19 protein-coding genes are annotated in these 20,749 nt (G+C 71.3%); 11 read left to right on the top strand and 8 right to left on the bottom strand.

Annotated elements, in window-relative coordinates; genetic code table 11:
• Positions 1–153 precede the first annotated feature (153 nt).
• The gene (locus M3147_RS16650) at positions 154–801 is read right to left on the bottom strand and encodes a hypothetical protein (protein WP_251204545.1); all 648 of its coding nucleotides are present in this window, start codon (positions 799–801) and stop codon (positions 154–156) included.
• A 307-nt stretch (positions 802–1,108) separates the two neighbouring features.
• Complete coding sequence (locus M3147_RS16645; RefSeq protein ID WP_251204544.1) at positions 1,109–1,981, bottom strand: serine protein kinase RIO; 873 nt, start codon at positions 1,979–1,981, stop codon at positions 1,109–1,111.
• A gap of 345 nt (positions 1,982–2,326) precedes the next feature.
• On the opposite strand from M3147_RS16645, the gene M3147_RS16640 reads away from it, so the two are divergent.
• Positions 2,327–2,599, top strand: a complete 273-nt coding sequence (locus M3147_RS16640) for a DUF4190 domain-containing protein (protein ID WP_251204543.1) — start codon at positions 2,327–2,329, stop codon at positions 2,597–2,599.
• Positions 2,600–2,652: 53 nt separating this feature from the next.
• Here M3147_RS16640 and M3147_RS16635 read toward each other — a convergent pair whose 3' ends face one another.
• The 4 genes from M3147_RS16635 to M3147_RS16620 form a co-directional block, all read right to left on the bottom strand.
• Positions 2,653–3,936, bottom strand: coding sequence for an MFS transporter (locus tag M3147_RS16635; RefSeq protein ID WP_251204542.1), 1,284 nt, complete (start codon positions 3,934–3,936; stop codon positions 2,653–2,655).
• A 97-nt stretch (positions 3,937–4,033) separates the two neighbouring features.
• Positions 4,034–4,819 carry a sulfite exporter TauE/SafE family protein gene (locus M3147_RS16630; RefSeq protein WP_251204541.1) on the bottom strand — a complete coding sequence of 262 codons (786 nt, stop codon included), beginning with the start codon at positions 4,817–4,819 and terminating at the stop codon, positions 4,034–4,036.
• On the bottom strand, positions 4,816–6,396 hold the full coding sequence (locus M3147_RS16625) for a gamma-glutamyltransferase (RefSeq protein WP_251204540.1): 1,581 nt from the start codon (positions 6,394–6,396) through the stop codon (positions 4,816–4,818). Before M3147_RS16625 ends, M3147_RS16630 begins: the two co-directional genes overlap by 4 nt.
• A 140-nt stretch (positions 6,397–6,536) precedes the next feature.
• Positions 6,537–7,280, bottom strand: coding sequence for a FadR/GntR family transcriptional regulator (locus M3147_RS16620; protein WP_251204539.1), 744 nt, complete (start codon positions 7,278–7,280; stop codon positions 6,537–6,539).
• 179 nt (positions 7,281–7,459) lie between these two features.
• Here M3147_RS16620 and M3147_RS16615 point away from each other — a divergent pair, with 179 nt between their 5' ends.
• The 6 genes from M3147_RS16615 to M3147_RS16590 all read left to right on the top strand — a co-directional run bounded on the left by M3147_RS16615 (position 7,460) and on the right by M3147_RS16590 (position 13,963).
• A complete protein-coding gene (locus M3147_RS16615; protein WP_251204538.1) occupies positions 7,460–8,638 on the top strand; it encodes a M24 family metallopeptidase in 1,179 nt (392 codons plus the stop codon).
• A 67-nt stretch (positions 8,639–8,705) separates the two neighbouring features.
• Positions 8,706–10,358 (top strand): ABC transporter substrate-binding protein, encoded by a 1,653-nt coding sequence (locus M3147_RS16610; protein ID WP_251204537.1) that lies wholly within the window; start codon positions 8,706–8,708, stop codon positions 10,356–10,358.
• 41 nt (positions 10,359–10,399) lie between these two features.
• Positions 10,400–11,350 (top strand): ABC transporter permease, encoded by a 951-nt coding sequence (locus tag M3147_RS16605; protein ID WP_251204536.1) that lies wholly within the window; start codon positions 10,400–10,402, stop codon positions 11,348–11,350.
• Positions 11,347–12,219 (top strand): ABC transporter permease, encoded by an 873-nt coding sequence (locus M3147_RS16600; protein WP_251204535.1) that lies wholly within the window; start codon positions 11,347–11,349, stop codon positions 12,217–12,219. The genes M3147_RS16605 and M3147_RS16600 overlap by 4 nt, the downstream gene beginning before the upstream one ends.
• Complete coding sequence (locus tag M3147_RS16595; RefSeq protein WP_251204534.1) at positions 12,216–13,133, top strand: ABC transporter ATP-binding protein; 918 nt, start codon at positions 12,216–12,218, stop codon at positions 13,131–13,133. Before M3147_RS16600 ends, M3147_RS16595 begins: the two co-directional genes overlap by 4 nt.
• Complete coding sequence (locus tag M3147_RS16590; RefSeq protein WP_251204533.1) at positions 13,130–13,963, top strand: ABC transporter ATP-binding protein; 834 nt, start codon at positions 13,130–13,132, stop codon at positions 13,961–13,963. Before M3147_RS16595 ends, M3147_RS16590 begins: the two co-directional genes overlap by 4 nt.
• 13 nt (positions 13,964–13,976) lie before the next feature.
• Here M3147_RS16590 and M3147_RS16585 read toward each other — a convergent pair whose 3' ends face one another.
• Positions 13,977–14,582, bottom strand: a complete 606-nt coding sequence (locus tag M3147_RS16585; RefSeq protein WP_251204532.1) for a hypothetical protein — start codon at positions 14,580–14,582, stop codon at positions 13,977–13,979.
• Between the two features lie 122 nt (positions 14,583–14,704).
• Between M3147_RS16585 and M3147_RS16580 the strand changes: the two genes are divergently transcribed.
• Positions 14,705–16,153: a dihydrolipoyl dehydrogenase family protein gene (locus M3147_RS16580; RefSeq protein ID WP_251204531.1), complete on the top strand. Its 1,449-nt coding sequence runs from the start codon at positions 14,705–14,707 to the stop codon at positions 16,151–16,153.
• 141 nt (positions 16,154–16,294) lie between these two features.
• Here the strand turns inward: M3147_RS16580 and M3147_RS16575 are convergent, their stop codons facing one another.
• Positions 16,295–17,311, bottom strand: coding sequence for a magnesium and cobalt transport protein CorA (locus tag M3147_RS16575; RefSeq protein WP_251204636.1), 1,017 nt, complete (start codon positions 17,309–17,311; stop codon positions 16,295–16,297).
• A 392-nt stretch (positions 17,312–17,703) separates the two neighbouring features.
• Between M3147_RS16575 and M3147_RS16570 the strand changes: the two genes are divergently transcribed.
• The 3 genes from M3147_RS16570 to M3147_RS16560 form a co-directional block, all read left to right on the top strand.
• Complete coding sequence (locus tag M3147_RS16570; RefSeq protein ID WP_251204530.1) at positions 17,704–18,078, top strand: VOC family protein; 375 nt, start codon at positions 17,704–17,706, stop codon at positions 18,076–18,078.
• A 278-nt stretch (positions 18,079–18,356) separates the two neighbouring features.
• Positions 18,357–20,240 (top strand): molecular chaperone DnaK, encoded by a 1,884-nt coding sequence (dnaK, locus tag M3147_RS16565; protein ID WP_251204529.1) that lies wholly within the window; start codon positions 18,357–18,359, stop codon positions 20,238–20,240.
• A gap of 2 nt (positions 20,241–20,242) precedes the next feature.
• On the top strand, positions 20,243–20,749 hold a 507-nt coding region (locus tag M3147_RS16560), incomplete at its 3' end, for a nucleotide exchange factor GrpE (protein ID WP_251204528.1).

Here is a 20,749-nt window from a genome sequence, read left to right as displayed (position 1 = left end):
CCGAGCTTGAAGCTCAGGTAACCGATCGCAGCCGCTGCCCCGATCCCGAAGAGGACGAGGACGGCGACGCCGAACTGCTACACTACCTCCACTTGGCATCCCCTCGTATGGTCCGCATACCAGCCTTGCACGCTCCGTCCCGACGCGCTCCAGCTACCGGCGGACGACCTCGATCGAGCTGGCCATGTTGTTGAACGCGCCGAGCGTGGTCGCAGCCGTGGTGGGACCGTACATGCTCCCGCGGTACTTGGTATCGACGAAGAGCTTGATCGCGCATTGACCGTAGCTCTGCACTGACTCGACATCGTCGTTTCCGTAGCCGGTCAAGTCGCCGAACCGACCGTACGTGAAGTTCCCGTAAAAGGCGCACGGTACGAAGCCCGGCGACTGCTGGGTGGTCAGGTTCCACTTCTTGCCCGCGTAATTCTTTCCGGCCCAGTAGGCCCCCATGAGGAACGTCTGCTTGGCGGCGTGCGTGCCGACTGATCGTGCCTCCCCGAGCTCAAAGGCCTGGCGTGTGTCGGGTGAGGGCTGCAGGGCATCGTCCGTCTCGGGGTCCTCCGGAAGTGCGACGATCTCGATGCCGTGCTCTAGTAGCAGCTCATCAGCCAGTTCTTGTGCGGTATCGGCGCACAGCGTGAGTCCACTCGTGTCGAGCAGGCACTCGCCTTCCTCCGGCGCTGATTCCACCGCGTTCGCTGGGGTGATCCCCATCCCAACCGTGATGAGCAGGGCTGCAGCCGCGCTGGCTGCGAGCGCGCCGGATCGGCGAGCGGCTCCCGGGGAGTGGGTCATCTTCATGTTTCTGCCTTCGTCTGGCGGGAGACCTCGCTGATGCCCCGCCGCACACGGCTTCCTGCCGGTGCGTGGCATCCCGTTGGTCCGGCGAACTGTTCGCCGTGGGTCCAGAGCTTTTCATCCAGACAGGATGCGACTGGAGTCGGAAAAACGGAGGACTTGATCCAGGAAGGCTCTGGAGTTACCTTCCAGGCCGACTCGGCCATCAGCCGCGATCGTACTGACGGGGCACAGCGACGCGCCGGATGGCGACTCCTAGCTGCCGGGGAGTGCATGGCCCTGGGGCCAGGCTGTACGGCCGGACCCGCCCCTACCAGTGCAGCACGCCCACCAGATCGCCGAACAGCTCCTCCGCGTCGCACTCGAGCCGACGCCTCGTGAACCACTCGCAGAGGTTGACGCAGTCGCGGTGCAGCAGTTCCATGCCGGCGGGGTTGGCGATGACGTCGACGACCTGGGGTAGGTCGATGACGACGACGCGGCCGTGGTGCACGAGCACGTTGTAGGGCGAGAGGTCGCCGTGGGCGAGGCCCGCCCCGGCGAGCACGTGCATGAAGTCGACGAGCTGGTGGAACAGCTCGCGCAGTTCGGCCGGCTCCGCGCGCACCTGGGCGAGTCGCGGTGCCGCGACCCGGTCGTCGCCGATGAACTCCATCAGCACCTCGGTGTCCTGCACCTGCACGGGGTACGGCACCGCTGCCCCGAGCCGGGTCAACTCGCTGAGCGCCTGGAACTCGGTGCTCGCCCATTGCACCCGCGCCACTTCCCGGCCGAAGGTGGAGCGCTTGTCGATGGCGCGCTGGTCGCGGCTGCGACGGGTGCCGCGGCCGTCGGTGTAGATCGAGGAGCGGTGGAAGTCGCTGCGCTCGATGCCGCGGTACCGCTTCGCGGCCAGCACGACGTGCTCGCCCACGGTGCCGGGTGGGGCGCCGGGCACGGCTCGTTCGACGAGGTACAGATCGGCCTCCTTGCCGCTCTTCACGACGCCGAGCTCGGTGTCGATCGCACCGGCGGAGGTCACGAGCCAGTCTGGGCGCGGCTCGGGGCCACGTTCGGTCGGGATGGTGGCCGGCCAGGTCGACCAGCGCTGGCCGTCGCCGGGTTCGGCGGCGGAGAAGAAGAGACCGGATGCCGCGTCGAGCGGCGCGCCGGCGGAATCGTCGAGCGACGAGAGGAAGTTCACGATGGTGGCTTTCGGATCGTGAGGCCACCGGGTGCCGCGACGGGCTTAGACGGCGGCGGCCTCGAAGAGGGGGTCTGCTGAACGCGCGACGAAGGTGTCGGTCATCATTCGCTCCTCTCGCTTCGATCCTGCTGGCCGGCGATGCGGCCGAGCCGGGCCGCGTACACGGCCGATCACGCAGCTTACGCCCGCTCTCCCGCCGTGTCTATGCCCCGTTCCGGACGGAACGGGGGTCATTTGGCTACTTAAGCCGGCGAAATCGTTGCCGTGCCGCCGTTTCCCCCGATACGCTCTCGGGTGCGCTCCGCGGGAGCGCGTGATCCCTACCCCAGAGAGGCACCCCTCATGAGCAACACTCCCGCTCAGCCGCCGGCCGACTACCCCGGCAAGACCCTCGGCATCGTCGGTCTCGTGCTCGCCATCATCACGCCGCTGATCGGTCTGATCATCAGCGCGGTGGCGCAGTCGCAGTCGAAGAAGGCGGGCTACCCGAACGGTCTCGCGAAGGCGGGCGTCATCGTCGGCTCGATCCTCACCGCGCTCGGCGTCATCTTCTTCATCATCTACATCGTCATCATCGTGGCGGCCGTGAACTCCGGCGGCGTCACGACCTACTGATCGATACGACGAAGGGGGCCCGCCGGATCCGGCGGGCCCCCTTTCGCGTTCGGCTATATCGTGCGGACGCAGCCGGTGTGCCCGGCGGCGGCGACGCATTCGGCTTGGATCGCGTCCGCATCGGCGGGCGTGCTGAGCAGCGCGGCCGTGCGCTCGCGCGGCCACACCGCCAACGCGGTGACGGCGCCGCCGGCGGCGAGCACCCCGAGGATCGCCCAGGCGGCGGTGAGGCTCGACGCGCCGACCCATCCGGCGATCGGATAGGCGATGAGCCACGCCAGGTGCGAGAGTGAGAACTGGGCGGCGAAGGCGGCCGGCAGTCCCGCCCGGGCGACCGAGCTTCGGATCACTCGGCCGGTGGGGGTGACGACGAGCGCCATCCCCGCGCCGATCACGACCCAGGTCGACGCGGTGAGCGCCGCGGACTCCGTCTCGGTCGCAGCCGTCGCGACGGCCGCCGCGAGTCCGGCGAGCAGCGTGGCCGCCCCGGTCAGCATGACCGCACGATCGGTGATCCGGTCGAGGACTCTCGGGAGCGCGAGCGCGACGAGGAGCGTGCCGCCACCGGAGGCGGCCAGCATCCAGGCGACGTCGGCCGGGCCTCCCCCGAGCCGGTCGCGGACGTAGTTGACCGTGTTGACCACGACGATGGATCCGGCCGCGGCGACCACGAGGTTCAGCGCCATGACTCCGCGCAGTCTCGGCGTGCGCGCGAAGGAGACGAGGCCGGATGCGATGCGGTCCCAGGCTCCGACTCGTCCGCTGGGGGTCGCGTTCGGGATCTTCGTCGCGAGCACGAGCGCTGCGGAGATCACGAACCCGATCGCCGTGCCGAGGAACAGCCAGTCGAAGCTCATGACGAGCAGCGCGAGCGCGGCGAGCACGGGGCTCAGCAGGCTCTCCATCGTGTACGCGACCTGCGACGCGGAGAGCGCGCGGGTGTACTGGGTCTCGTCGGCGACGATGTCGGGGATGACGGCCTGGAAGGTCGGCGTGAACGCGGCCGACGCCGCTTGCAGCACCCCGATGAGCACGTAGATCTGCCAGATCTCGGTGATGAACGGCAGAGCGATCACGACGGCCGCCCGGATCACGTCGAGCAGGGTCAGGAAGAGCCGGCGGGGCAGCCGGTCGGCCCACGCGGCCGCGATCGGCGCGATGACGACGTACATCACCATCTTGATCGTCAGCGCGGTCGCGAGCACCGTGCCGGCGGCGGGTCCGGCGAGCTCGTAGGCGAGCAGGCCCAGCGCGACGGTGGCGAGGCCCGTGCCGAACAGCGCGATGACCTGGGCGCCGAACAGCCGGCGATAGTCGCGAATCGCGAACAGTCCCATGGCGACCTCCTCTCCCTGCGTGTCTCCTCCGGCAACGATATACCCCTAGGGGGTATTCCCGAAGGATTTGCGGAGAAGCGGCGGGGACGGAGCGGGCTCAGGCTGCGGCGCGGCGGGCCTTCACGTGCTTCTGGATCAGCTGCCACGCCGCGAAGGCGAGCAGCACCGAGAACGCGACGTTCGAGACGAACGGGGTGATGGCCTGCGCGGTCAAGGTGCCGAGCGGCGAGGCGACGCACGCCGTGACGCCGATGATCGCGGCCATCCGCAGATCGACGTTGCGGCGTCGAGCGTTGCCGATCGTTCCCGAGATCGAGCCCGGCACCATCATCGCGAGCGAGGTGCCCTTCGCGACGAGGTCGCTGGCACCGAAGAAGAACATCAGCACGGGCACGACGACGATGCCGCCGCCCACGCCCATGAGCCCCGACAGGATGCCGGTGAGCACGCCGAGCGCGACGAGCGCGGCGCCGAGCCACACGTTGAGCTCGATCTCGGCGTCGCGCTGCGGCACCACGAGCCAGAGGCTCACGGCGACGACGGCGAGGAAGCCGAGGAAGCCCCAGAAGAGCGCGGCCCGCGGAAGCCTCGCCAGCAGGTAGGTGCCGAGCTGGGCGCCGACGATCATGCCCACGGCGATGAGCGCGGCGGCGATCCAGTCGACGTGCCCGGTGAGTCCGTAGGTCACCGTGCCGACGATGGCCGTCGGCAGGATCGCGGCGGTCGAGGTGCCGGCGGCGATGCGCTGGTCGACGCCGAACAGCATCAGTGTCGGCACGAGCACGATGCCGCCGCCGACGCCGAAGAGGCCGGAGAAGTAGCCCATCATGATGCCGAGCAGGATGAGGATCCAGATCGACAGGCGGGTGCGTTCCTGTGTCATCGGGCGGCCCCCTCGCGCAGCTCGGACGCTGCCTCGACGACGATGGCCGAGCCGTCCGAGCGCGGGTCGCTGGCGGCGTCGTAGCCGCCCTCGACGACGCGGACGAGGTTCGAGTGGCCGAGGTTCTCGTCGCGCGGCGGCACGAGTCGGGGCTTCAGCCCGCTCGCGTGCAGTGAGGCGAGCGTCGCTTCCGGCACGTCGCGCTCGATCGTGATCGTGGCCTCGACGTCGCCCGCGTCCTGCACTCCGACGACCCAGCGCGGCGAGCTCGTCGCCTCGAGGGCGGAGGCGCCGGCGAGGGTGCGCAGCAGCAGGTGCGCGTGGATCTGGGGCTGCGCCTGCCCGCCCATCGTGGCCTGGGCCTGCAGCAGCTCTCCGTCGCGGAGGACGAGCACGGGCATGAGGGTGTGCGGCGGGCGGAGGCCTGGGCCGAAAGCGGCGGGGTGCCCGGGGTCGAGCGAGAACGACGTGCCGCGGTTCTGGAAGAGCACGCCCGTCTCGGGCTCCAGCACGCAGGCCCCGAACGCCCAGTAGACCGACTGCACGAGGGACACGGCCCAGCCGTCGGCGCTCACGGCGGTGAGCCCGACGGTGTCGCCGGTCGCGGGCAGGTCGGCGCGGAGCTCGTCGAGCGGAGGCGCGTCGGCCGCCACGAGGCCGGCCGCGTCGATGGCGGCGACGTCGGGGTCGGACAGCCAGGCGCCGCGCACCCGGTTGTTGTCGTGGAAGACGGCCGCGAGCGTGCCGGCCCCGGCACCGAGCGCGTCGACGGGCGCGCCGAGCAGGCCGTTCGCGAGGGCCCGGACGGTGCGCAGCAGCGAGAAGCCCTGCGTGTTCGGCGAGGCGGTGACGACCTCGAGCTCGTCGACCGTCTCCGAGATGGGGGCCTCGACGACGACCCGGGCGGATGCGGCATCCGCCGCCGTGATGCGGCCGCCGAGCGCGGCGAGGCCGGCGATCCAGCGCTGCGCGGTCTCGCCGGTGTAGAACTCGTCGGGCCCGTGCTCGGCGATGCGGTCGAGGGTGTCGGCGAGGGCGGGCTGCACGAGCGCCTCGCCCTCGTCGAGCGGGCGGCCGCCGGGGAGGAACAGTGCGCGGCATCCCGGGTCGGCCTCGAGCGCGGCGCGTTCGTCACGGATGGCGCGCGCGACCGAGGTCGCGGTGGGAACGCCGTCGCGCGCGTAGCGGCGCGCGGCCGCGAGCCGGTCGGCCCAGGGCAGCCGGCCGCCGATCGCGGCGAGCGCCTCCCAGCCTCGGACGCCGCCGGGCACCGTGACGGTGTCGACGCCGCGCGAGGGCAGGGCGCCGCCGTGGCGGGCGCGCAGCGCGTCGAGCCGCTCCGCCGCGGCGGAGCGGCCGGTCGCGTTCACGAAGCTGATCTCGCCGTCGGGACTGCGGACGAGCGCGACGAGGTCGCCGCCGAGCGCGACGTTGTTCGGGTAGACGACGCAGAGCGCCGCGGCGGCGGCGATCGCGGCGTCGACGGCGGTGCCGCCGGCCCGCAGGGCGGCCGCGCCGGCCTCGGTGGCGAGGTAGTGCGAGCTCGCGACGGCGCCGAGGGGTGAGCTGGTGGTCATGGGCAGGGCCTTCTCGTTGCGATCGATCGCGACGCGTCGATCCGCACGGCGGATGCGTCGGTGCTGACAGCGTGACACTTGGTCCTACCAACTGTCAAACTTTCGGCGAGCCCGGCATCGGGCGGTCGGGATGCCTCGGCTCAGCCCGGCTCGACGTCCTCCGCACCGGCGGCCAGCGCGGCCGCCGCGTGCTGGATCTGCTCGCGCACGGCGCCGATGTGCAGCGCCGCCTCGTGCTGCGCGGCCTGGGGGTCGCCGGAGGCGATCGCGGCGAGGATGCGCCGGTGCGCCGCGGTCGAGGTGTCGCGCCGCTCCTGCGTCTGCAGGGCGGTCGACCGGCTCGGCGCGATGAGGTTCGCGATCTGCTCGTTCAGCATCGCGAGCAGCGGGTTGTGGGTGTACTGAGCGATCGCCTGATGGAACGCCCGGTCGAGCTCGGCGTAGTGCTCCTTCGACTCCGGCGAGGCCATCTCGTCGACGAGCTGCTCGAGCTGCACGAGGTCGCGCGGCGTCGCGCGCTGCGAGGCGAGCGAGGCGATCGGCGGCTCGATGATCGAGCGGAGCTCGAGGATGTGCGCGATCTCGCCGCCCGTCGAGCCGAGCACCTCGGCGAGGGCGGCGCCCGAGGCGTCGCGGGCGTCGGCCGGTGACAGCACGACCGTGCCGCGTCCGGGTTTGCGATCGATGAGGCCACGGCGTTCGAGCTCGTGCAGCGCCTGCCGCAGCGAGACCCGGGAGACGCCGAGTCGCTCGGTGAGCTCGAGCTCGGGCGGGAGCTTCTCGCCGGGCTGCAGCGTGCCGTCGAGGATGAGTCGCTCCAGTCGGATCGATAGCCGGTCCGGCACCGAAAGCGTGCGACCCTGCTCGATCTCAGTCCAGTCCATGCCGTTCCCTTCCGAGACGATTGAAGCAGCTCGGCCGCCCGAGCGGCGGATTCCGGACGGTCCGTCCCGCCCGGCGAGCCGAGGGCCGTTGACGCCGGAGTCGTCCGCCGGTACTCTCCGACTAATCGTCCTACAAACTAACCAGTAGTCAAGTGGATGAATCAACGAAGGAGTTGTCCGTGTCCGTGGAGCTGCAGATCACCCCGAGCGAGTACGCCGCCCGAGTCGCGGGAGTGCGCCGGCTGATGGCCGAGTCCGAGCTCGACGCGATCGTCGTCTGGGGCCGCGGCGGCGGCACCATCGAGCGCTACGGCAACGTGCTCTACCTCTGCGGCCACTACGCCGTCTTCCCCACCATCCGCGACGTGCCCGGCGTCTGGAGCGACCGCGGCTACGCGGCCGTCGTCGTCACCGCCGACGAGCTCGTGCTCTGCTCGGAGGACGTCGACGCCGAGCCCGTCGGCGCCACCCGCCACCTCGCCCTCGACGGTCGCACCGGCGGCAGCCTCGGCGAGCTCGTCGGCGACGCCCTGCGTGGCGGCACCGGCCTCCGCATCGGCGTCGTCGGCAGCGACACGATGACCGCCAAGCAGCTCGCCGCCGTCGATCGCGCCACCGAGAGCCTCCGCCGGGGCTCGCTCGTGCTCGCCGACGACCTCGTCGAGACGGTGCGCTCCATCAAGTCCGAGACCGAGGTGGCGCTCCTCCGCCGCGCCGGCGAGATCGGCAACCGCGCCCTGACGGCGGGCGCCGAGTTCCTCGTGCCCGGTGCGCGAGAGACCGACGCCGTCGCCGCGATGGTCGCCGAGCTCACCCGCAGCGAGGCCGTCATGGCGAACGCCTTCGTCTACACCTTCGGCGCGGAGGCCCCCGGCATCCCCGCCCCGCCCACCTACTCCAACCGGGTGCTGCAGGCCGGCGACCTCTTCACCGTCGACCTCACCGGCGCCTACCGGGGCTACTTCTTCGACTTCGCCCGCAGCCGCGTCGTCGGCGCCGAGCCCACCGCGCCGCAGGAGGCCGCCTACCGCCTCGCGCGTACCTCGATCGACGCCGCCGTCGCCGCCGCCAAGCCCGGCGCGACCGTCGGCGACCTCGCCCGCGCAGCCGACGCGCTGCTCGCCGAGGGCGGCTACGACTTCGAGCACGCCGAGTTCCAGGCCGGCGGCCACGGCCTCGGCCTCGGCTTCGAGGCCCCGTGGATCCGCCCCGAGAACGACCGGCCCATCGAGGTCGGCATGACCCTCGCCTTCGAGCGCTTCGTCGTGATGGGCGGCACCGCCGCCACCTTCGAGCGCAACGTGGTCGTCACCGCCGACGGTGCGGTCGACCTCGCCCCCGTCCTCGACCTCTGGTAGGCCGGCGACTCCCCCGCACGCAGCATCACCAGCAGCACCGCTCCCGCACCCCCGAAGGAGTCCTGATATGTCCCGCACCCCGTACCGCGTCGCCGCGGCGGCGCTCGTCGTCCCGCTCGCCGTCGTCCTCGCCGCCTGCTCGGCCGAGCGACCCAGCCCGAGCGCCGGCGGCGGCTCGGCCGGTGCCGAGCTCGAGTGGATCACCACGACCCCCGCCGCCTCCGGCCCCATCGACTCCTTCACGTGGAACCTGACGAGCGGCGAGCCCGCCTCGCTCGACTGGATCTACGCCTACAGCGACTCGGAGAACACCACCCTCGCCAACATGTGCGAGAGCCTCATGCTGCAGACGCCCGACTTCGGGCTCGAGCCCGGCCTCGCCGAGAAGGTCGACCGCCCCGACGACACGACGATGGTGCTCACCATCCGCTCGGGCGTCACCTTCTGGGACGGCAGCCCGCTCACCGCCGAGGACGTGGTCTTCAGCCTCTCCCGCAACCTCGACGACGCGGCCGGCTCGTACTGGGGGGTGCCCTTCTACGACCGGGTCGCCTCGATCGAGCAGACCGGTGAACTCCAGGTCACCATCACCTTCACCGAGCCCGACGCACTGTTCGAGCGGATGCTCGCGACCGCGGCCGGCGTCGTCGGCTCCAAGGCGTACGTCGAGCAGGCCGGCGAAGCCTACGGCACCGCGTCCGGCGGCATCATGTGCACCGGGCCGTTCCAGTTCGACGGCTGGAAGCCCGGCACGAACATCACGATGTCGCGCTACGCCGACTACTGGAACGACGACCGCGCCGCGCTCGCCGACTCCGCCACGCTGACCTTCGTCACCGACGAGTCGACGATCGCGTCGAGCCTCCTCTCCGGTGACATCGACGGCACCTACCGGGTGCCGCTCTCGGCGACCGAGCCGCTCATGAACTCCGACTCGGGCAGCTTCTACCTGGGTGAGAGCACCGACTGGATGGCCGTGCGCCCGACCGAGAAGGACGGGCCGTTCCAGAACGCCGACCTCCGCCGCGCGCTGAGCCTCGCCTACGACCGCCAGGCGCTCGCCGACACGGTCTTCCGCGGCACCGCCGCGCCGTCGCTGACCCCGATCCAGCCGGGCGCCTGGGGCTATGCGAAGGACGTCTGGGAGCAGGGCGCCGCCGAGCTGCCCTCGGTCGCGCAGGACGTGGATGCCGCGAAGAAGCTCGTCGACGACGGCGGTCTCGCCGGCCAGAGCATCACCGTCGCGCTGCCCGCCGAGACCGAGGCCGACAACAAGGCCGCCGAGCTGCTGGCCGCGGCCGGCAAGGCCATCGGCGTCGAGGTGAAGACGCAGACGCTGCCCATCACGAGCTTCAACGCGCTCTACTTCGACGCGGCCGCCCGCGCCGAGTACGACGCCTTCATCGTGAACGAGTACGGCGCCGGCGTCGCCGACCCGATCGTGTCCCTGAGCGAGTTCACCCCGCTGAGCGCCTACAACTACGGGCTGCTCGACGAGCCGAGCGTCACCGACAACGTGGCCGCCGCCTTCGGCGAGCTCGACGACACCGCCCGCGCGGAGTCGCTCGTGGCCGCGCAGGCCGGACTCGTCGACTCCATGGGGCTCATCAACCTGGTGAACCCGGGCATGCGGCTCTACCTGAACGACCGCATCTCGGGCGCGACGGCCTCGCTCGCGTTCCTCTACTACCCGTGGGCGGCGGGCATCGGCGCCAAGTAGCGCCGAGCCCCGTCCGAACCCGACCGAGGAGGGTCGTCGTCTTGCCCCGCTTCATCGCCATCCGTGTGCTCGAGGGACTGGCGACCCTCCTCGTGTCCTCGTTCCTGATCTTCGGCGCCCTGTACCTGGCGCCCGGCGATCCGCTCAGCTACCTGATCGGCAACCGCACGCTGAGCGACGAGGCGATCGCGGCGCTCCGCGAGCAGTACCACCTCGACGACCCCTTCCTCGTGCGCTGGGTCGCGTGGCTGGGCGACGTGCTCTCGGGCGACCTCGGCCGCTCCATCACGTACCGCGACGACGTGCTGTCGCTGCTCGGGCCGCGCCTGGCGACCACGACGATGCTCATCGCGTACGCGCTCGTGGTCATCGTGGTCATCGGCGTCGGGCTCGGCATCGTGGCGGCGCTGTCCCGCCGGGCGCTCAGCGACGTGATCCTCGCCGGCACCTCGATCGGCGTCGCGATCCCCTCCTTCGTGGCGGCCTCGACGCTCATCTCGGTGTTCGCCGTCGGCCTCGGCTGGTTCCCGGCGTTCGGTCCGGGTGACGGCTTCTTCGACCGGCTCTACCATCTGACCCTGCCCGTGATCGCGCTCACCCTCGCCTCCGGCTCCTATGTCATCCGGGTGACGCGGGCGGCGCTCCGCGAGGAGGCGGCCCGCGATCAGGTGAAGGCGGCGGTCGCACGCGGGATCCCGCGCAGCACGGTCATCGGGCGGCACATCCTCCGCAACGGGCTCACGCCCGTCGCGACCGTGGTGGGTCTCACCCTGACGAGCCTCATCGTCGGATCGGTCGTCGTCGAGCGGGCCTTCGCCCTCGACGGCATCGGCGCGCTCCTGACCGAGGCCGTCGCGAAGAAGGACTTCGGCGTGGTGCAGGCGATCTGCCTGCTGCTCATCACCGCCGTCGTCATCGTCGTGCTCATCGTCGACGTCATCCAGGTCGTCATCGACCCGCGGGTGCGCGAGCGTCAGGGGATCGCCGCATGACCACCGTCGTCTTCGAGGCGCTGCGGATGCGCCGTCGCGCGAAGCGCCGCACGCGCGGCTTCGGCGTCCCCGGCATCGTCGCGACCGTCGTCGTCGGGCTCGCGGTGCTCGCCGCGCTGCTCGCGCCGGTGATCGCCCCGTACGACCCGAACGAGGTCGACTTCGGCCTCACCTACCGCCCGATGGAGCCCTGGGCGCTGCTCGGCACGGACGGCTCCGGCCGGGACATCCTGAGCCGGCTGCTCTACGGGGCGCGCACGAGCCTCCTCGGCCCGGCGGTCGTAGTGCTCGTCGCCGCGGTCGTCGGCACGGTGCTGGCGCTCGTGGCCGCGATCTCGGGCGGCTGGGTCGACCGCATCCTGAGCCGCATCTTCGACATCGGCTTCGCGTTCCCGGGCCTGCTGCTCGCGATCCTCGCGGTCTCCGTGCTCGGCCCGGGCTTCACGACCGCGGTGCTCGCCCTCGCGATCGCGTACATCCCCTTCATCGCGCGGATCGTTCGCAGCGTCGCGGTCGGCGAGATGTCGCTGCCGTACCTCAGTGCGCTCGTCACCGTCGGGCAGTCGCGGACGAGGATCGCGGGTCGTCACCTGCTGCCCGCCGTGATGCCGACCGTGCTCGCCCAGTCGACGATCTCCTTCGGCTACGCCATGGTCGATCTCGCGGCGCTGTCGTTCCTCGGGCTCGGGGTGCAGCCGCCCGATGCCGACTGGGGCCTCATGATCTCCGAGGGCCAGCGCGGGGTGCTGCAGGGGTACTGGGAGGAGGCCACCTTCGCCGGCCTCGCCATCGTGATCGTCGTGGCCGCCGTCTCGCTCATCGGCGACCGGCTCGCCGATCGGGTCAGCCTGAACCGGGAGGGTCGATGACTGCGCTGCTGGAGGTCGAGGACCTCGCCGTCGAGCTCTTCGACGGCACCGAGTGGGTGCGCGCCCTCGACGGCGTGAGCTTCACCGTCGCGCCGGGCGAGATCGTCGGCTTCATCGGCGAGTCCGGGTCGGGCAAGTCGACCGCCGTGAACGCCGTCGCCCGGTTGCTGCCGGCCTCGGCGCGGGTGAGCGGCAGCATCCGCTTCGACGGGCGCGACGTGCTCGCCTTCCGCCAGCGCGAGCTCGCCCGGTTCCGGGCGGAGGAGCTCGGCATGGTGTTCCAGGATCCGCGCGCCTCGGTGAATCCGGTCACCACCGTCGGCGAGTACGTCACCGAGGCGCTGCGCACGACGAAGCGGATGCCTCGGGCCGCGGCCTACGCGCGCGCCGAGCAGCTGCTCGGGGAGGTCGGCATCGCCGAGCCCGCGCAGCGTCTCGCCGAGTACCCGCACCAGCTCTCGGGCGGAATGCTGCAGCGGGCGGTGATCGCGGCGGCGCTCTCGACCGACCCACGGCTGATGCTCGCCGACGAGGCGACCACCGCGCTCGACGTGACCCGGCAGGCCGAGATCGCGGCGATCCTGCGCGTCGCGACCCGCGAGCGCGGACTCGGCACGATCTTCATCACCCACGACCTCGAGCTCGCCGGCGCGCTCTGCGACCGCATCTGCGTCATGTATCGCGGACGCATCGTCGAGCAGTTGCCCGCTGACGAGCTGCACGGCGGAGCGAGGCATCCGTACACCCTGGCCCTGTTGCGCTCGCGGCCGAGCATCGAGGAGCGGATGCCCCGGCTGCCCACGATCACGGCGGCCGACCGTGAGGCGTTCCTCAGCACGCCCGCGGTCGGCGCCGAGCACGCCGGCGAGGCATCCGCGTCGGAGGCGTCCGCGCCAGAAGGAGGAGCGCGATGAGCGCCGAGCAGCCGGGCGAGACGCCTGCCGTCGTCGTCGAGGACGTCACCCGCGTCTTCAGCCGGCGCGGCCGGCGCACCGTCGCCGTCGACGGGGTCTCCTTCACCATGCATGCCGGCCGCGACCTCGGCATCGTCGGGGAGTCCGGCTCCGGCAAGTCGACCCTCGCCCGGATCATCATGGGCCTCGACCAGCCGACGAGCGGTCGGGTGCTGGTGCACGGCCAGGACCTCAGCTCGAAGCCGCGCTCCCGGGCCGAACGGCTGCGCCGGGCGAAGCTCGTGCAGATGGTCTACCAGGACCCGTACGGCTCCCTCGACCCCAGGCAGACCGTGCGCTCCTGCCTCGTCGAGGTGCTGCGGCTGCACCCGCCGCGCGGCGGCGATTTCGCGGCGCGCGCCAGCGAGCTCGGCGACCTGGTGGGACTCACGCCAGGCCAGCTCGACCGGAGCCCGGTCGGCCTCTCGGGCGGGCAGCGCCAGCGCGTGGCGATCGCGAGGGCGCTCGCCGTCGAGCCGCGGCTGATCATCCTCGACGAGGCGGTCGCCGCGCTCGACATCTCGATCCAGGCGCAGATCCTGAACCTGCTCGCCGAGCTCCGCGACGAGCTCGGCACCGCCTACCTGCTGATCTCGCACGACCTCGCGGTCGTGCGCCAACTCACCGACGATGTCGTGGTCCTGCACCACGGCCGGCTCGTCGAGCAGGGCGAGACCGGTGCAGTGCTCGACGCCCCCGCCGAGGACTACACCCGGCGGCTGCGGGACAGCATCCCGAGCCGGCACTGGCGCGAACCTGGCATGCTCGAAGAGCTCACCCGGGTGGGGTGATCGGTGCGAGCCCTCAGCCCACCACGCTCGGATCGGCGACCTCGACGACGACAGGCGCCTGCGGCATCCCCGCCGCCCGCCACACCCGCACCGGCGCGCCGATCCCCGGAACCTGCGACTGCAGCAGCCGCTGCGCCGCGCGCTCGAGCCGCCACTCGGCGGTGACCCGTTCGCCTCCTTCGAGCTCGACATCGAGTTCGAAGGAGGTCGGGGTGCCCTCCTCGGCGAGCTCGGTGCGGCGGGCGGCGATCCGGCCGGCCGTCGCGGTCGCCCGCTCACGGACAGCGCTCCAGGCCGTCTGCGCCTCGCGGTCCTCGCGCGCCGCGCCGATCGAGCCGATGAGCAGGAGCCACAGCGCGAGGGCCAGCGCGCCGAGCAGCAGGGTGAACAGCAGGCTGAACCACCAGCCGGGGGTCTCCTCACGCCAGAGCAGCACGATGCCGCCCGCGGCCACCAGGGTCGCGACGAGGTTCGCCGCGGCGAAGGCGATGCGACCCGGCGTGCCGAGCCGCCGCGGGAGGCGCAGCGCAGCCGGCGGGTGCGCGCTGGCGGCGTCGTCGAGCCGCTCGACGAGGTGCACGACGCGGCGATCGGGCGAGGCGGTGCGCGTCATCGGCATGGGCGCATCGTAGTCCGCCGCGGTGTCCGCCGGGCAGCTGGCCGGGGAGGGTGGTGTTCCCAGGCGGGCGCGACGACGATGGGAGGAGTGCCGCGCCTGGCGGCGCCGACGAGGGGAGCAGCATGCAGCAGGAATTCGACCTCATCGTGATCGGCGGCGGGCCGGTGGGCGAGAACGTCGCCGATCGGGCCGTTCAGGGCGGGCTCAGCGCCGTCATCGTCGAGCACGAGCTCGTCGGCGGGGAATGCTCGTACTGGGCGTGCATGCCGTCGAAGGCGCTGCTCCGCGCCGGGGCCGCGATCAATGCGGCCCGCCGGGTGCCGGGTGCGGCCGAGGCCGTCACCGGGCAGCTCGACGTCGAGGCGCTCTTCGCGCACCGCGACGACGTCGTGAAGCACTGGAACGACAGCGGCCAGGTCGAATGGCTCGACGGTGCCGGCATCCAGCTGGTCCGGGGGCACGGCCGGCTCGACGGCGAGCGCCGCGTCGTCGTGGACACGCCCGATGGCGCCGCCGTCGAGCTCGTGGCCCGCGTCGCGGTGGTCGTCGCGACCGGCTCCGATCCGCTCATCCCGCGCATCGAGGGACTCGCCGAGGCCCGTCCGTGGGCGAGCCGGGAGGCCACGAGCACCGAGCAGGCGCCGCGGCGGCTCGCGGTCATCGGCGGCGGCGTCGTCGGCGTCGAGATGGCCGCCGCCTACGCCTCGTTCGGCACCGAGGTGACCGTCATCGCCCGCAGCGGGCTGCTGCGCGAGTTCGAGCCCTTCGCGGGCGAGCTCGTCGGTGAGGGGCTGGCCGCGCAGGGCGCGCGGGTCATCACGGGGGCGTCGCCGGTGCGGGTCGAGCGGGACGGGGCGGCGGACGCCGCGGATGCCTCGGGCGGCGAGGTGCGCATCGAGCTGTCGACCGGCGAGACGGTCGTCGCCGACGAGGTGCTCGTCGCGACGGGCCGTACGCCGCGCACGCGCGAGCTCGGACTCGAGACGATCGGCCTCGAACCGGGCGCCTGGCTCGACGTCGACGACACGCTCCGGGTGCCCGGCCACGACTGGCTCTACGCCGTCGGCGACGTGAACCATCGGGCGCTGCTCACCCACCAGGGCAAGTACCAGGCTCGGGCCGCGGGCGACGCGATCGCGGCGCGGGCGCGCGGCGACGAGGCATCCGAGGCCCCCTGGGGCGCGCACGTCGCGACCGCCGACCACCACGCCGTGCCGCAGGTGGTCTTCTCCGAGCCGGAGGTCGCCGCCGTCGGGCTCACGGCGGCCGCCGCCGAGGAGGCCGGGGTGCGTACCCGCGTGCTCGACTACGAGTTGGGCTGGGTCGCCGGCGCCTCGCTGCTCGCCGACGGGTACCGGGGCACGGCCCGCATGATCGTCGACGAGGATCGCGGCGTGGTCGTCGGTGCCACCTTCGTCGGGCAGGACGTCGCCGAGCTCCTGCAGGCCGCGACGATCGCGATCGTCGGCGAGGTGCCGATCGATCGGCTCTGGCACGCGGTGCCCGCCTACCCGACGGTGAGCGAGGTCTGGCTGCGCCTGCTCGAGGCCTACGGCCGCCCCGCCGCCTGACCTTCCATGCCCTGGTTCGCTGAGCTCGTCGCCCTGGTTCGCTGAGCCTGTCGCCCTGGTTCGCTGAGCCTGTCGAAGCGTGTGGAGCTCGCTTCGACACGCTTCGACGAGCTCGCTTCGACAAGCTCAGCGAACCAGTGGTCAGAGCCAGCGGCGGAGCTTGAACACGCCGTACAGCACGGCGCTCATGCCGACCATGAGCAGCAGGGCGAAGGGGTAGCCGAAGCTCCACTGCAGCTCGGGCATGACGTCGAAGTTCATGCCGTACACGGTGCCGATCAGGGTCGGCGCGAAGAGGATCGCCGCCCAGGAGGAGATCTTCTTGATCTCCTCGTTCTGGGCGAGGTTCAGCTCCGTCATCCGGCGCATCTCCTCGTTCTGCCGCTGCGCGACGAGCGTCGCCTCGACCTGCAGGGCGTTGTCCAGGATGGCTCGGAACGCCCCGGCCCGCTCCACGATCCGCAGGGCGTGGTCGAGCACGTCGCGCAAGGAACGGCGCAGCTCGAGGTCGACCCCGTACTTGTCGGATCCGCGGGCGAGTCCCTCCAGCATGCCGACGAGCGGCTGCGCGGCGCGCTGGAAGTCGAGCACCTCGCGGGCGAGCTCGTAGATCCGCCGGGACACGCCCTCGACGCCGGAGAACAACTGGTCCTCGATCTCGTCGATGTCGTTCTCGAGCCCGGCGACGACCGGGCCGTACTCGTCGACGACCTCGTCGAGCACGGCGTAGAGCACCGCCTCGGGGCCCATCGAGAGCAGCTCGGGGGAGGCCTCGAGCCGCCGCCGCACCCGGCGGAGGTCGGGCGCCTCGGCGTGCCGGATCGTGACGACGAAGTCGGGCCCGACGAACACGTGCAGTTCGCCGAACTCGACCTCCTCGTGCTCGTCGACGTAGCGCGCCGGGCGCAGCACGACGAAGAGGGTGTCGCCGTAGCGCTCGAGCTTGGAGCGCTGGTGGCCGGTCAGCGCGTCCTCCACGGCGAGGGGATGCAGGTCGAACTGCTCGGCCACCGAGCGCACCTCCTCGGGGCTCGGCCGGTACAGGCCGATCCAGGCCATGCCGCCGCCGGAGCGCATCACCTCGGTCGTCTGCAGCAGGTTCTCGGGGCTGGCGGTGCGGAGGCCGTCCACGTACACGCCGTTGTCGATCAGGGTCATCATTCGTCTCACCTCGTCTGGGTCGATCGTGCGCCGCGCCACGGCGTCGCGGGGCAGCGCGCAGCGGGCGCGCTGGAGCCACCGCTCGGACCGGCGAGGGACGGATGCCTCGGGCGGATCTGCGTCCCGCCTCAGAGGCTCGGCGTGCTGGCGCGGAGCTCGGGGAGGAGGACGGTCAGTGCCGCGGGAGGCCGACTCGAAGGGGCGAGGCGGTGGCGCGGCTACTATCACCGGACATTTCGCATCACCTGCCTTCGATCGGGCGGCCCGGTGCCGGAATCGGCGTGGGGCCAGGGGTGGGCCCGAGGGCCTCGGCAACCATAGGCCGGGGCATCCGCGGTGTCAATGCGACGGCGCCCGGTCATGTCGGGGGTGAGCGCAAGACTCGCCCCATGACGTCACACACCCACGGCATCCCGCGCACGATCGACTACGTCGAGATCCCGGTCACCGATCTGCCCGCCGCGCAGGCGTTCTACGCTGCCGCCTTCGGGTGGGAGTTCACGCCCTACGGTCCGCAGTACGCCGGCATCCGCACCGCCGCCGAACGCGACGGCGACGAGGCCGGTGGGCTGATCCTGGTCGACGAGGTCACCGCGGGCGGCCCGCTCGTGCTCCTCTACAGCGACGATCTCGACGGTGCCGCCGAGGCGATCGTCGAGGCCGGGGGCCGCGTGGTCCAGGGTCCGTACGAGTTCCCCGGTGGCCGCCGGCTGCACTTCGCCGACCCGAGCGGCAACGAGCTGGGGGTCTGGTCGGAGCACTGATCCCACCGCCCGCGAATTCCTCCAAGCGTGGGAATACCACGCAGGCTCTCGAAGTTGAGTCAACTGTACTCAAGTTTCACCGAATCGACTTGACGTGTTCATCTCGATTTGCGACACTTGAGCCGTTAGGACTCAAGTCTTGACGGGGCCAGAAATGGCCGTCAGAGATGACAGAGACTTCGGCTGCGGGCCAGCACGGCCGAGCCGCGCGCTGAACCGGGGTCTCGATCAGGCGCACCCGCGCCGCCCGACACCGGTCAGCAGAAGGAGAGAAACACATGTCACGAGCAGTTGGAATCGACCTCGGCACCACGAACTCCGTGGTCAGCGTCCTCGAGGGTGGCGAGCCCACCGTCATCGCGAACGCCGAAGGTTTCCGCACCACCCCCTCGGTGGTCGCGTTCACGAAGGACGGCGAGGTGCTCGTCGGCGAGACCGCCAAGCGCCAGGCCGTCACCAACGTCGACCGCACCATCTCGTCGGTGAAGCGCCACATGGGCACCGACTGGAAGACGCAGGAGATCGACGGCAAGCAGTACACGCCGCAGGAGATCTCGGCGCGCATCCTGCAGAAGCTCAAGCGCGACGCCGAGCAGTACCTCGGCGACACCGTGACCGACGCGGTCATCACCGTCCCGGCGTACTTCAACGACGCCGAGCGTCAGGCCACCAAGGAGGCCGGTGAGATCGCGGGCCTCAACGTGCTGCGCATCATCAACGAGCCGACCGCGGCGGCGCTCGCCTACGGCCTCGACAAGGGCAAGGAAGACGAGCTCATCCTCGTCTTCGACCTCGGTGGCGGCACCTTCGACGTGTCCCTCCTCGAGGTCGGCAAGGACGAGGACTTCTCGACCATCCAGGTCCGCGCGACCGCCGGCGACAACCGCCTCGGCGGCGACGACTGGGACGAGCGCGTCGTCGAGTGGCTCATCAAGCGCTTCAAGGAGTCGACCGGCGTCGACGTCTCGAACGACAAGATCGCGAAGCAGCGCCTCAAGGAGGCCGCCGAGCAGGCCAAGAAGGAGCTCTCGTCGAGCATGTCGACGAGCATCCAGCTCCCCTACCTCTCGCTCACCGAGAACGGGCCGGCGAACCTCGACGAGACGCTCACCCGCGCCCAGTTCGAGAACATGACGAGCGACCTGCTCGACCGCACGAAGAAGCCCTTCGAGGACGTCATCAAGGAGGCCGGCATCAAGGTCTCCGACATCGCCCACGTCGTGCTCGTCGGCGGTTCGACGCGCATGCCCGCCGTCTCGGAGCTCGTGAAGCAGGAGACCGGCAAGGACCCGAACAAGGGGGTGAACCCCGACGAGGTCGTCGCCGTCGGCGCCGCGCTGCAGGCCGGTGTGCTGAAGGGCGAGCGCAAGGACGTCCTGCTCATCGACGTCACCCCCCTCAGCCTCGGCATCGAGACCAAGGGCGGCATGATGACGAAGCTCATCGAGCGCAACACCGCCATCCCGACCAAGCGCAGCGAGACCTTCACGACCGCCGACGACAACCAGCCGTCGGTCGCGATCCAGGTCTTCCAGGGCGAGCGCGACTTCACGCGCGACAACAAGGCGCTCGGCACCTTCGAGCTGACCGGCATCGCGCCCGCGCCCCGCGGCATCCCGCAGATCGAGGTCACCTTCGACATCGACGCGAACGGCATCGTGCACGTGTCCGCCAAGGACAAGGGCACGGGCAAGGAGCAGTCGATGACCATCACGGGCGGCTCGTCGCTCTCGAAGGACGACATCGACCGCATGGTGCGCGAGGCCGAGGAGCACGCCGCCGAAGACAAGAAGCGCCGCGAGTCCGCCGAGCAGCGCAACCAGGCCGAGCAGCTCGCTTACTCGGTCGAGAAGCTGATCAAGGACAACGAGGACAAGCTCCCCGACGACGTCAAGACCGAGGTCCAGGGCGATGTCGACGCGCTGAAGTCGGCGCTCGCCGGCGACGACGATGACGCGGTGAAGACCGCGTTCGAGAAGCTCTCGCAGTCGCAGGGCAAGCTCGGCGAGGCGATCTACGCCCAGCAGCAGTCCGAGGCATCCGCCGGTGCTGGTGAAGACCAGGGCGCCAGCGGCCAGGCATCCGACCAGGCGTCCGATGAGGACGTGGTCGACGCCGAGGTCGTCGACGACGAAGACCCGTCGACGGGACAGGCGAAGTAACCATGGCCGACGAGAACCAGAACCCCGAAGAGCCGGTCATCCGCGACAAGCGGAAGATCGACCCCGAGACCGGTGCGGTTCGCGAGCCTTCGAGCGAGACGGATGCCGCGGCCGACGCCGCGGCATCCGCCGACGAGGCCGAGCTGACCGTCGACGACATCCTGAACGCGGCGCAGGCCGAGGTGGCGGAGCCGAACGACGAGCACCTCGCCGATCTCAAGCGAGTGACCGCCGAGTACGCCAACTACCGCAAGCGCACCGAGCAGAACCGCGAGCTCGAGCGCGACCGGGCCGTCGGGCAGACGGTGGCCGCGCTGCTGCCCGTGCTCGACGACCTCGACCGGGCCGAGAAGCACGGCGACCTCGAGGGCGACACCGCCTTCGGCACGATCGCCGCGAAGCTCCGGCAGGTCACCGAGCGGCTCGGGCTGGTGCGCTTCGGCGCGGTCGGCGACCCGTTCGACCCGCAGCTGCACGAGGCGATCTTCCAGCAGCCCGCCGACGACGTC

Source organism: Agromyces mediolanus (assembly GCF_023715325.1).
Taxonomy (GTDB): Bacteria; Actinomycetota; Actinomycetes; order Actinomycetales; family Microbacteriaceae; genus Agromyces; species Agromyces mediolanus_A.
Note: the sequence above shows the minus strand (reverse complement) of the source record. Positions and strands in the feature narration are given on the sequence as shown.